This window comes from Capnocytophaga cynodegmi DSM 19736 (assembly GCF_000379185.1).
Classification (GTDB): Bacteria; Bacteroidota; Bacteroidia; order Flavobacteriales; family Flavobacteriaceae; genus Capnocytophaga; species Capnocytophaga cynodegmi.
Window position 1 is genome coordinate 59,810 of record NZ_KB900705.1, and the last position, 12,934, is coordinate 72,743.

At 32.9% G+C, this 12,934-nt stretch carries 9 protein-coding genes and 3 tRNA genes; 7 read left to right on the forward strand and 5 right to left on the reverse strand.

Translation table 11 applies throughout. From position 1 onward, the window contains the following. The first annotated feature begins 62 nt into the window (after positions 1 to 62). The 5 genes from YW9_RS0102580 (at position 63) to YW9_RS12420 (ending at position 5,413) form a co-directional block, all read left to right on the forward strand. Positions 63 to 2,828 (forward strand): sodium-translocating pyrophosphatase, encoded by a 2,766-nt coding sequence (locus tag YW9_RS0102580; protein ID WP_026193765.1) that lies wholly within the window; start codon positions 63 to 65, stop codon positions 2,826 to 2,828. Positions 2,829 to 3,135: 307 nt separating this feature from the next. Further along, a tRNA-Ser gene (locus YW9_RS0102585) sits at positions 3,136 to 3,219 on the forward strand. 19 nt (positions 3,220 to 3,238) lie between these two features. Beyond that, positions 3,239 to 3,313, forward strand: a tRNA-Pro gene (locus tag YW9_RS0102590). A gap of 70 nt (positions 3,314 to 3,383) precedes the next feature. After that, a tRNA-Arg gene (locus YW9_RS0102595) sits at positions 3,384 to 3,457 on the forward strand. A 129-nt stretch (positions 3,458 to 3,586) separates the two neighbouring features. Beyond that, complete coding sequence (locus YW9_RS12420; RefSeq protein ID WP_018278621.1) at positions 3,587 to 5,413, forward strand: alpha-1,3-galactosidase-related protein; 1,827 nt, start codon at positions 3,587 to 3,589, stop codon at positions 5,411 to 5,413. 639 nt (positions 5,414 to 6,052) lie between these two features. Here YW9_RS12420 and YW9_RS0102605 read toward each other — a convergent pair. Further along, the gene (locus tag YW9_RS0102605) at positions 6,053 to 7,096 is read right to left on the reverse strand and encodes an isochorismate synthase (protein ID WP_018278622.1); all 1,044 of its coding nucleotides are present in this window, start codon (positions 7,094 to 7,096) and stop codon (positions 6,053 to 6,055) included. A gap of 48 nt (positions 7,097 to 7,144) precedes the next feature. After that, complete coding sequence (locus YW9_RS0102610) at positions 7,145 to 7,570, reverse strand: PaaI family thioesterase (RefSeq protein ID WP_018278623.1); 426 nt, start codon at positions 7,568 to 7,570, stop codon at positions 7,145 to 7,147. 94 nt (positions 7,571 to 7,664) lie between these two features. On the opposite strand from YW9_RS0102610, the gene porD reads away from it, so the two are divergent. Next, a complete protein-coding gene (gene porD, locus YW9_RS0102615; protein WP_018278624.1) occupies positions 7,665 to 8,546 on the forward strand; it encodes a type IX secretion system protein PorD in 882 nt (293 codons plus the stop codon). A gap of 66 nt (positions 8,547 to 8,612) precedes the next feature. Continuing rightward, positions 8,613 to 10,271 carry a DNA repair protein RecN gene (recN, locus tag YW9_RS0102620; protein WP_018278625.1) on the forward strand — a complete coding sequence of 553 codons (1,659 nt, stop codon included), beginning with the start codon at positions 8,613 to 8,615 and terminating at the stop codon, positions 10,269 to 10,271. A gap of 53 nt (positions 10,272 to 10,324) precedes the next feature. Here recN and YW9_RS0102625 read toward each other — a convergent pair whose 3' ends face one another. The 3 genes from YW9_RS0102625 to YW9_RS0102635 form a co-directional block, all read right to left on the reverse strand. Next, the gene (locus YW9_RS0102625) at positions 10,325 to 10,759 is read right to left on the reverse strand and encodes a PepSY-like domain-containing protein (RefSeq protein WP_018278626.1); all 435 of its coding nucleotides are present in this window, start codon (positions 10,757 to 10,759) and stop codon (positions 10,325 to 10,327) included. 73 nt (positions 10,760 to 10,832) lie between these two features. Next, the gene (locus YW9_RS0102630) at positions 10,833 to 12,116 is read right to left on the reverse strand and encodes a sensor histidine kinase (protein WP_018278627.1); all 1,284 of its coding nucleotides are present in this window, start codon (positions 12,114 to 12,116) and stop codon (positions 10,833 to 10,835) included. Continuing rightward, a complete protein-coding gene (locus YW9_RS0102635; RefSeq protein ID WP_018278628.1) occupies positions 12,113 to 12,784 on the reverse strand; it encodes a response regulator transcription factor in 672 nt (223 codons plus the stop codon). Before YW9_RS0102635 ends, YW9_RS0102630 begins: the two co-directional genes overlap by 4 nt. Between the last annotated feature and the right edge of the window lie 150 nt (positions 12,785 to 12,934).

The window sequence follows — 12,934 nt, forward strand, 5'->3', positions numbered from 1 at the left end:
TTAATAGTGTTACTTTTACGGCTTTATTTTACATTAATATAAATTTAAGTTAATACGTCATTATGGAGAAATTTGTACTTTATCTTCCATTAGTCCTTGCAGTTTGCGGACTTATTTTTATGATTACCAAAGCTATATGGATTAACAAACAAGCAACAGGTAATGAAAAGATGCAAAGCATTTCTGAAAAAATTCAGGAAGGAGCTTTGGCTTTTTTGAATGCGGAATATCGCATTTTAGCTATCTTTGTGGTAATCGCATCGATAGCTCTTTTTGTGGTTTCCCGAATGGTTGAAACCTCACATTGGCTTATTGTAGTGGCTTTTGTTTTCGGAGCATTATTTTCTGCATTGGCTGGAAACATTGGTATGCGAATTGCCACTAAATCAAACGTTCGCACTACAGAAGCAGCTCGTACCAGTCTTCCAAAGGCTCTGAAAGTTTCTTTCGGAGGAGGAACCGTTATGGGATTGGGAGTCGCTGGATTGGCTGTACTTGGTTTGAGTTTATTTTTCATTATTTTTATTAACGTTTTCTTACAAGGCAATAAGAGTTTTTATGATGAAATGACTATTGTTTTGGAAGCCTTAGCAGGATTTTCGCTTGGTGCCGAGTCTATTGCACTTTTTGCTCGTGTTGGTGGCGGTATCTATACCAAAGCAGCTGACGTTGGAGCAGATTTGGTAGGAAAGGTAGAAGCTGGAATTCCAGAAGACGATCCTCGTAATCCAGCTACAATTGCTGATAACGTTGGAGATAACGTTGGAGATGTAGCAGGTATGGGAGCTGATTTGTTTGGTTCGTATGTGGCTACCGTATTGGCTTCAATGGTATTAGGAAATTATATTATCAAGGATATTACTGAGGCTACAGGGGTAGCTTATTCCGATAGTTTTGATGGTTTGGGACCTATTTTACTTCCTCTTGTGATTGCAGGTGTGGGAGTTATAGCTTCTATTGTAGGGACTTTCTTCGTAAGTATTAAAAATAACGAAGCTAAGGAGAAACAGGTACAACAATCATTAAATATGGGGAATTATGTGGCATTAGCCCTGACACTTATTTCTTGTTGGTTTTTGATTGATATGATGCTTCCTGAGACTATCCAAATGAGATTCTTTGGTGAAGGTATCAAAGATATTCCAAGCAGTAATGTATTTTTTGCAACAGTTGTTGGATTAGCCGTAGGACTTTTGATTTCTGCTTTTACAGAATATTTTACAGCTTTGGGTAAAAAACCAGTGTTGAATATTGTTCAAAATTCATCAACAGGGGCTGCAACTAACATAATTGCAGGTTTGGCAACAGGAATGAAATCAACATTTTCGTCTGTTTTGCTTTTTGCTCTAGCAATTTGGGGTTCTTACGAATTAGCTGGTTTTTATGGAGTTGCAATTGCAGCTTCAGCTATGATGGCTACAACGGCTATGCAATTAGCAATTGATGCTTTCGGACCAATTGCTGATAATGCAGGAGGTATTGCTGAAATGAGCGAACTGCCCAAAGAGGTTCGTGGACGTACAGATATTTTGGATTCAGTAGGAAATACCACCGCTGCTGTTGGTAAAGGATTTGCTATCGCATCAGCAGCTTTAACAGCGTTGGCTTTGTTTGCTGCTTATGTTACTTTCACAGGAATTGACGGCATCAATATTTTCAAGGCAGATGTATTGGCCGCATTATTTATTGGGGGAATGATTCCTGTTGTTTTTTCAGCTTTGGCAATGCAATCGGTAGGAAAGGCAGCGATGGATATGGTTAATGAAGTTCGTCGTCAGTTCCGTGAAATTCCAGGTATTATGGAAGGTAAAGGTACTCCTGAATATGGAAAATGTGTTGATATTTCAACAAAAGCAGCACTTCGCGAAATGATGCTTCCAGGAGCTATTACTATCATTACACCTATTATTATTGGTTTTGTGATGGGAGCTGAGGCTTTAGGAGCTTATATGGCAGGTGTGGCTGTATCGGGCGTTCTTTGGGCTATTTTCCAAAATAATGCTGGTGGAGCTTGGGATAATGCGAAAAAATCTTTTGAAGCGGGAGTTGAAATTAACGGACAGATGACCTACAAAGGTTCTGATGCTCACAAAGCTGCTGTAACAGGTGACACGGTAGGTGACCCTTTCAAAGATACATCAGGTCCTTCAATGAATATTTTGATAAAACTCACTTGTTTAGTAGGTTTGGTAATTGCTCCAATTTTAGGTGGACATACATCAACTGCAAATGATTTACCTTTATCTAAAGTTGAACTAAATCAAGAAAATGTTTCTGATATTGTTCAAAAAGAAGATGTTAGTGAAAATTCAGATAAAGAGTTATTAGATGCTTATGGGAATTATAAATATGATGTAGGAGAGGTTTCTATGCTGAATTTACCAGATAATAATGGGCTTCAAGTTGGATTAAACTCCTCTGAAAGAAAGATTGTTAATCTATTGTTAGATGAAAATTTTGATATAGAAAGAGACGCAAAACAAAATTGGATTACTCTTGATAGAACTTGTTTTAAATCAGGAAGTGATGAATTAACATCTGATTCTGATGCACAGTTAATGAATATAGTTACAATTTTAAAAGCCTTTCCAAAAGCTGGACTCCGTGTTGGTGGATATACGGATAATTCAGGAGATGCTCAGAAAAATATCGAATTATCAAAAAGACGTGCCGAATCTGTGAAAATGAAGTTGGTAGCTTTGGGAGCAAGTGAATCTCAATTAAGTGCAGAGGGTTATGGAGATAGACATCCTGTATGTCCTGAAAATGACACGCCTGAGTGTAGAGCAAAAAACAGACGTGTTGATGTTAGATTGTTCGCTAAATAATTAAGAAAAAAACTATACAAAAGAAAAGTACAAAGTAAGTAGAACTTTGTACTTTTTCTTTTTTCAGAAGTAGTGAATTTTTAAGAAACGGCTCATTATTTTATGAGGAGGTTTATAATTTTTTTAAGATATAAAAATTTTCACAAAGAAATGAATAAATTTATGTAATGTAAAATATTGAGAATAAGTGTTATGAAAAAAAAGTGAAAAAATCACTAAAAAAAACTTCAAATTTATTTGCATAGAAAAAAATAAAATTCTACATTTGCACTCGCAAAACGGAAACAAAGACGTTCATAATAATAAAGGAGAGGTGCCGGAGTGGTAACGGAGCAGATTGCTAATCTGTCATCGGGTAACCGATGCCTGGGTTCGAGTCCCAGTCTCTCCGCATCAAAGCAAAAGTTTTTCGGGGCGTAGCGTAGTCCGGTCATCGCGCCTGGTTTGGGACCAGGAGGTCGCAGGTTCGAATCCTGCCGCCCCGACTGAAAAGTAAAATATATTTCACAAATGTTTCAATATTGCATTTTGGAAATATATTTTTTTGGTTAAAGGGGTCACGTAGCTCAGCTGGATAGAGCATCTGCCTTCTAAGCAGACGGTCGCAGGTTCGAATCCTGCCGTGATCACGAGAATTTGTTTCATTTTGTATTAAAATTTATGTTCAGAGTAACGCGGGACGAGAGTTCCGCGTTATTTTTTTGCCTTTTTTCTTCACTATTGTTATCTTTGCTCAACTAATTTCAAAAAACAGATTAATGAAAACGTACATTTTTCTTCTGGCTCTTGCTTTAGGAGTGTTCCTAAGTTGTGCCGTTAAAAAGACAAAAACAATTCAGGAAGTTGAACACAAAGAAAACTATTCTCCTGTGATTAAAAAACAGATAGAAGAAATTAAAGCAAAGAACAATACACAAAGAAATATTGTTCTGGAAAAAGGAATCTATCATTTTTATCCTGAAGGAAGTTTTCAAAAAGAACTCTACATCTCCAATCACGATCAAGACAATCCTAAAAAGGTTGCATTCTATTTAGAAAACCTTGAAAATGTAGTTATTGATGCAAAAGGAAGTCAGTTTATATTTCACGGAACAATGATTCCTTTCGTTTTGAAGAATTGCAAAAATGTTGTCCTAAAAAATTTTTCAATAGATTTTCAATATCCGCATTTGAGACAGCTGGAAATTCTGGAAGTTGATAAAGAAAACAATATCACCATAGCTGAAATATATCCTAAACAAAATTACCGAATAGAAAATGATAAATTGATAGTCTTTGGGAAAGATTACTCCGTAAGTCCGATAGTTGCAATGGCTTTTCGGGAAGATAAAAAATTAGCTTACAAACGTGCTGATGTCAATTTTACTCCTGAAAAAGTAACTGAACTACGTGATAATGTATTAAAAATAGAAGGCTGGGAGCAAAATCAATTTACAGAAAGGGGAGAGCGATTTGCTTTACGAACGTATCATCGTCCTACACCAGGAATTGTAATTGATTATTCAAAAAATACACGTGTTGAAAACGTAAAAGTACATTACGCTTATGGGATGGGATTATTAGCACAGCTTTCGGAAAATATAACACTTAATAAGTTTGCTGTCTGCTTAAAAGAGAATGATTTCCGATACTTTACCACACAAGCCGATGCAACTCATTTTTCTGCCTGTAAAGGAATTATTCGTTCTGAAAACGGTTTGTATGAAGGAATGGCTGATGATGCTATTAATGTACACGGAACGTATCTTAAAATAATTGAGCGGACAAATGACCATACCATTAAGGCACGTTATATGCACGATCAGGCTTGGGGATTTTTATGGGGAGAAGTAGGCGATGAAGTTCAGTTTATTTCCTCAAACACGATGGACTTAGTTGATAATAAAATCTATAAAATAAAAAGCATCAAAGCTGTTGATAAACCTTCGGAATTTGGTGCTAAGGTTTTCGAAATTGCTTTTACAGAGAATATCCCTCAGGAAATTGAGCCAAGCAAACCTTTCGGAATTGAAAACCTAACGTGGACACCCGAAGTCATCTTCAATAATAATCTGATAAGGAATAACAGAGCCAGAGGAGCGTTGTTCAGCACTCCAAAAAAGGTGGTTTGTGAGAATAATGTGTTTGACCACACGCACGGAACAGCCATTTTGCTTTGCGGAGACTGCAACGGATGGTATGAAACGGGTGCTTGTAGAAATGTTATCATTAAAAATAACAAATTCATTAATGCTTTAACGGCAAGATATCAATTTACAAATGCTGTCATTTCCATTTATCCTGAAATCCCGAATTTAAAAGATCAAAAGCAGTATTTCCATTCAGGAATCGTGATTGAAAATAATGTTTTTGAGATGTTTGATGAACCAATCCTATATGCTAAATCAGTAGATAATCTTGTTTTTAAGGATAATAAAGTTATTAGGAATGATAGATTTAAACCTTTTCATTGGAATACGCATAAATTTTTGTTTGAACACGTGAAAAATGTAACCATAGAGAACAATCATTTTGAAAAACCACTTTCCGAAGAGGATATCAAAGTAAATCTGTCTAATAAAGAGGAAATAAATTGGAAGAAATAGATTTCTTTATATAAGGGAAACATTACTCATATTAAAACTTTGCTGTAAAATGGTAAGATATACATTTGCAGCAAAGTTTTTTAGTTTTACTAAATCATAATTAATCTCACTTTATAATAGTTCTACTTAAAATTATAATAATTTCATATTGATTTTATCAAAGTACATCTGGATTTTGTTTAAGTACATCTGTATTTAGTTGAAGTACATCTTGATTTAGTTGAAGTACATCTTGATTTAGTTGAAGTACATCTTGATTTAGTTGAAGTACATCTTGATTTAGTTGAAGTACATCTTGACTTAGTTGAAGTACATCTAGATTTTATTAAAGTACATCTATATTTAGTTGAAGTACATCTTGATTTGATTGAAGTACATCTATTTTTTCTATTTGGATAAAAGAAAAATCCTTCAAAGAATAAAGATATAAAGCATATCTACATCGATGAAGGATATTTATAAATGAATAAGAACAAATTTCTGTAGGAATTACTTTCTATCATTCATTCTGAACTTCTTTACATTCTGATTTTTGTTTAGAACGATATTACTTGTGTCAGTTTGAATGTAACCTAATAAGTATTATTTCAGTAATTTTTAAATTTTAACTAGTATCAAGACTAAAAATAGAATACTTTATCAAAGAATTGCGAACATTGTTTGTGCTTTATTCTGTGTTTCTTCCCATTCCGCTTGTGGATTGGATTCTTTTAGAATGCCTCCGCCTACATAAATGAAAACTTGGTCATTTTCTATCTGCATACATCGTAAATTCACATAAAAATCAATAGAATGTTCATTGCTATCAACAATTCCGCAGTATCCTGAATAATAGGAACGATTATAATGCTCATTTTCCAGAATGAATTGCTTTGCTTCATTGTAAGGGAAACCACAAACAGCAGGGGTTGGGTGTAATTTATTAACGATAATGAAAGGATTTTCATTACTTTTTAATTCAGCCACGATATCTGTGCAAAGATGTACAACGTTTGCCGCTCTGACGGTTTTTACTTGCGAAATATCAAGATTATTTACGTGCGGAGCTATCTTGTGAACAATTACATTGGTTACGATTTGTTGTTCATCTTTCTCTTTTTCTTTCCAAGTATGCTTTCCTGTTTCGTTGTAAGGTTGTGTCCCCGCAAGAGCCATTGTATAAAACTGATTTTTGTTTATGCTAAGCAGTTTTTCGGGCGTTGCGGCAATCCAAGTGCCTATTTTTGGGTGTGAAAATAGATAACAAAATGCTGAAGAATAGTGTTTTGTTATTTTTTCAAAGACATTTACAGGATTTGCTTTATGATTTATGGTTATTTTTCGGGAAAGAACAACTTTTTCAAAGTTTCCTTCTTGCATTTGTACAATAGCTTTTTCTATTAGCTTGATATGTTGTTCTTTTTCAAGATTACTGAAAGGAATTTCTTTCTTGACAGGGGCATCAATATGATTGCTTTTTAGTTCTTCTTGATACTTTTTGTCTGCTTTAACAATGATTGAAGAATTATCATCATTATGAAAAGGAGCTAACACAAATCCATCAGCGGAAAATGAATTATCAAAACGATAAACTACATCATCTGATTGTTCAAATACTTCTATAATGTTTGAATTAGGCTTTTTGAAAGCAACAAAAGGAATACCAGAATTATATAATTCAATGATTTTATTAAAAATGGTCATACTAAGTTATTTAGTAATGATGATTAGAAAGAAAGAATGCTATTTTTGCTATTGTTCTTTTATTTTTATGGTTGTAAACTTACAGAATGAAATTAGTTTATGTTCTTGGTTTGTAATTTCTATCTCCCAAAGTTGTAAAGTACGACCCGCATTGATGCAAGTGGCTTTAGCGAATACCATTTCGCCTATTTTTGCAGACCTAACGTGATTGCCACTCAATTCGATGCCTCGTATGCTTTCTCCTTCCTTACGATAAAGAATCCAAGCAGCAATGCTTCCTGCACTTTCTGCCAAAGCGAGAGTCGCTCCTCCGTGTAATACGCCATCAATTTGAGTAACTTTTTCCGTAACAGGCATTTTTAAGATAATATAATCTTGACCCAATTCCACGAAATCAACTTCCCAGAATTTCATTAGGTTATCACTTGAAGTTTCTTTCCATTTTTTTAGTAAAGTTTGTTTATTTTCTTCCATAAATATTATTTAAAGCGTAAAGATATAAAATTTTTCAATTCTTTTTCTATTCCATAAAAATAAATTATATTTGCGTGAAATATAGACGAAAATTATGAAAAAAATTTTATGTATTTTAGTTTTAATTCTTGGTTGGAATTTGCATTCACAAGAACTAAATGCTTTGGTTTCTATCAATACACAAAAAATAAGTGTTACCAATAAGTCTGTGTTCAGAACTCTTGAGAAATCATTACAAGAATTTATCAATAAAACACAATGGACAAACCAAAAGGTACGAGAAAATGAGCGTATTCAATGTAGTTTTACACTTGTGATTAATAAATACGAAGGAAATCGATTTGAAGCAAGTTTGCTGGTACAATCTTCTCGTCCTGTTTTTAATACATCGTATCAAACACCTATTTTAAATTTGCAGGATAAAGATGTTTTTTTTAATTATCAAGAATACGAACCTCTTTCTTTTAATGAAAATGCATTTGAATCGAATTTAACTTCAGTTGTGGCGTATTATGTATATCTGATTTTAGGTTTTGATGCTAATACTTTTTCTGAATCAGGAAGTCATCATTATTTTACACAAGCTCAGAATGTTGTAATTTCAGCTCAGAGTAGTGGATTTGGAGGTTGGACAGATGATGGAAGCAATAATCGTTGGTTATTAGTGAATGAGTTACTTTCCGAGAATTATCAGAATTATCATAAAACTTGGTATCAATATCACCGATTAGGATTAGATGTAATGAGTGGCAATGAGAAACAAGGAAAAGAAGAAATTCAAAATGCGATTTTGCTTCTTGAGAAAATCCCAAGCCTAAGACTAAATTCCTATGCAATGAATTTATTTTTCAATGCTAAAACTGATGAAATTGTGTCAATCTTTTCAGGAGGAAGCATCTTTAATACAGCTTCATTAAAGGAAATGTTAAGCAGAATAGCTCCTTCGCAAATAGTAAAATGGAATCAGATTAAGTGATAATTTCTTAATCGAAAAATAAAATATCATTTGTAATTTTATATAATACCTATTAAATACAAAAAAATGCTAAAAGCACTTTCAATAAAAAATTTCGCACTAATTGATGATTTGCAGATTGATTTTCCAGAAGGTTTTATTATCATTACGGGAGAAACAGGAGCTGGAAAATCTATTTTGTTAGATGCGTTGTCTTTAGTTCTTGGAAAACGGGCAGATATGTCAGTTTTGCGAAATACTGATGAAAAATGCGTCATTGAAGTAGAATTTGATTTGGATAAATATCAATTTAAATCTCTTTTTGATGAATTAGAGATTGATTATGACACAAATACGATTATCCGAAGGGAAATACTCCCAACAGGAAAATCACGTGCTTTTATCAATGATTCGCCTGTAACGTTAGATATTCTCAATAAATTAGGACAGGTATTGGTCGATATTCACTCACAACATCAAACCATTTCGTTAGGCGATTTGGGGTTTCAGTTTGAAATCATTGATGCGATGGCAGGTAATAAGGATTTAAGAGAGGAATATAAATCTCTGTGGTCATCGTTGAAGAAATCACAAAAAAAGTTGCAAGAACTTATTGATTTTCAGAAAAATGCAACTAAAGAATACGATTATAATTTACACTTACTCAAGGAATTAAAATCGGCTCCCTTGCAAGAAGGTATACAAGAACAATTGGAAGAAACCTATGAAGAAGCTTCGAACATAGAAGAGATAAAGGAACGTATTTCCGAGAGTTTGCATTTGCTCAGTGATGAAAATACGGGGATTGTTAATCAACTTCGAGAATTAAAACGAACCTTTTCAAGCCTGACGGATTATAAACAGCAATACAGAGATATATTTGAACGTATTGAATCTGCATTTCTTGAGTTGGAAGATTTACAAAATGAAGTTTTTGATATCGATGAAAATATAGAAGCAAATCCTGAAATTTTAGCAGATATTTCTCAGCAATTAAATTTAATTTATACGCTTCAGAAGAAACATAAAGTATTAACAGTTAATGAATTAATAAAAATTCAAGAAAATTTAGAAAAATCAGTTTCGCAAACTGAAAACATTGAGGATTCTATCACAGAACAGCAGCAAATTGTTGAAAACAAAAAGGCAGAAACGTATCAAAAAGCACTTCAAATTCATAAAACTCGAGAGGAAATAATACCGAAATTGATAAAAAAACTTACTGATTTTACACACGAATTGGGAATGCCAAATGCTCAGTTTTCTGTTGAAGTAACCCCTACAGAAACGTTTTTCAGTAATGGAATTGATGAGCTTTCATTTTTGTTTTCAGCCAATAAGGGAGGAAATTTTGGTCAGCTCAAAAAGGTAGCTTCAGGAGGAGAACTGTCACGCATAATGTTGTCAGTCAAGGCAATAATGGCAGAACACACTGCGCTTCCTACTATTATGTTTGACGAAATTGATACAGGAGTTTCAGGAGAAATTTCTCAAAAAATGGGCGATATTATGAAAATGATGAGTACAAATCGCCAAGTTTTTGCCATTACTCACTTGCCACAAATTGCAGCCAAAGGAGATTATCACTTTAAGGTTTTCAAAGAAGATGTAAATGGTAAAACTACAACTCAGTTAAAACATCTTTCTGAAGATGACAGAATTACTGAAATTTCTGAAATGCTTGGAGGTAAAAATAGTAGCAAATCAGCAAGAGATCACGCTATAGAATTATTGAAAAAAGGATAGTGAAATAGTTGCTAAGTAAATAACCCCACAAAAACTTTGTGGGGTTATTTACTTTAATCATCAACTCGTTTGAAATTACCTTTAGAATCAAATTCAAGCTCTAATCCATTGGATAATTTTACTTCCTGAGTACCAAAGAAGCCTTTTTCAATTTTTACAATTCTTGTATTCGCAAATTTTGCTTTTACGTACGAGGTGATGTTTTTTGAAATGAATTCAGTAGGGATTTCAGTGTAATTTCCATCAATTTCCGTCCATTCTCCCTTTTCATTGAATTCAATTTTAAGTCCTTCCGAAAATCTTACTGTGTAATCATCTGAGGAAAAATACTCTTTATCAAGGATTATGTAATCCAAAGTGTATTGCGAAAAGTGTTTTTTTATAAAACTTTGAGCCTCTTGAGGCAGTTCATTTTGAGTTACAACAGATTCTTGAGCATTGATTGTCATTCCTACAAATAAAAATAACATTGTAGCTAATTTTTTCATATGTGATATAAGTTTAAATTTGTGATGCAAAATTGAGCAATGATTTGGGAATAAAATGGGAAAAGTGAAAAAATTATATTTTTTTTACTTCAAAAGTGTGTAAATCATTTTCAAATTGATAGTTAATTTTCAAGTTTTGTGCATTATCAATGATTGTTTTTACAATAGAAAGTCCTAATCCTGTTGATGTTGTATCTTGATTGGATTTATAAAATCTATTGAAAATGAGTTCTTTATTAAGTGGTTTGGATTCAAGAGATGAATTTTGAATATTGAAACCATTTTCATAGAAATTGATGCAAATAATTCCTGAATTTTTGTTGTATTTGATGGCATTACGCATAAGATTTGAAACCAAAATATAAGCTAAATCAGGATTTATCATTGATTTGAAAGTGTTATTTTCATTCAGTTTTAGTTCAATTTCTTTAAAATCAATCATATCGGAAAAGTCTTCAACAATTTTTTTGGTTACATCATTAAAGTTAACTTCTTCTTGTGGACTAAATTGATTATTTTCAATACGTGAAAGCATCAGAAGGGATTTATTCATTTTTACCAGCTTCAGTAAAGTTTCACGCGTATTGCTAAGCTCAATGAGATTTTCTTCGCTCAGAGTTTCATCTTCTAAAAGTATTTCTATTTTGTTAATTGCAATAGCCAGAGGAGTTTGCAATTCGTGTGAAGCATTTTCGATAAATTGTTTTTGGTGTTTGAACATTCGTTCATTTCGGTCAATCATTTTTTGAATTTGGCTATTCAAAAGATTAAATTCCCGAACATTAGTTGGTTTTTCTTTTTTATCGTCACTTCCTTTTCCTAATTGATAATTTCCTAATTTTTCAAGTATTTTATAGAAAGGTTTCCAGGTTTTTCGCAGAATTATATTATTTATCATAATAATGCTCGTTACAATTACAATGTAAAGAGCAATTAAAGCTATGAATAGATTTTGTCCAAATTCATCTTCTTCCACAATTGAGGTGCGAATTTCAAGGCGTTTGGGTTGTCCTTCTTTATCTCTGAAATAAGTTTCCAAAACACGATAAGGCTCAACATCGTCTTCATATTCCATATAAAATGACTCAGTTCTGAAGTAATTACCTTCTCTGTATTCATCAAATTCGATGGGAGTAATTCGAAATTGATTGAAATCAAAATCATTGATAGCTAGTATTTTATCATTTACATATGCTTCACGAATAATCTGAATTTTTAAGTTCTTCAGTCCGTCATCAATGTTATCATAAACCTCTTCAATCAGAAAAGTATAAAAAAGTGCCGCCCAAACAGCAATGATAATGAAGAGTGCTGAGGCAAGATATTTTAACGTATAACTTTTTAACGAAACACTCATACTAATTTGTATCCAATTCCGTAAACTGCTTGAAAATCAATCTCCGCATTATATTCTTTGAGTTTTTTTCGCAAATTTTTTATTTGTGAATAGATGAAGTCCAAACTATCGGCTTGGTCAATATTATCACCCCAAACCGATTCCGCCAGAGATGTTTTTTGTAGTGTTTTTTCGGGGCGAATCATAAAATAATAAAGCAAATCAAATTCTTTGCGATTCAAAGTCATTTCTTGCTCATTTACCAAAACTTTTCTGTCTTCAGGAAATAGTTTTACATTTTTGAAAGAAATAAAATTTTCACCATTTTGGTTTCTTCTTCGTATGGCTGATTTTATTCTTGAATGTAACTCTAACAAATTGAATGGTTTAGCTAAATAATCATCGGCTCCTAAATCCAATCCTAAAACCTTATCTTCAACGGAATCTTTTGCAGAAATAATAATCACAGCATCTTTTTTGTTCAGGCGTTTAATTTCTTTCAGGATTTCAATTCCATTTCCCTTAGGTAACATAATATCGAGTAAAATACAATCGTAATCGTACGCTCCAATTTTATCAACACCTGAAATATAATCAGTTGCCGTTTCAACAATGTATTTTTCTGTTTTGAGAAATTGTTGTATTGTTTCCAGCAGAGCAGGTTCGTCCTCAATGATTAAAATTTTCATACCTTTCAAAATTTTTAGACGCAAATTTATAAAATCATTTGGGAATAAACTTGGAAAAATCGCTATTTTGCATAAAATAGTTCTTTGGCATATTTTTTAACAGATGAAAATTTCACACTAAAAATTATTTCCTAAATTTGTCGGTATTAT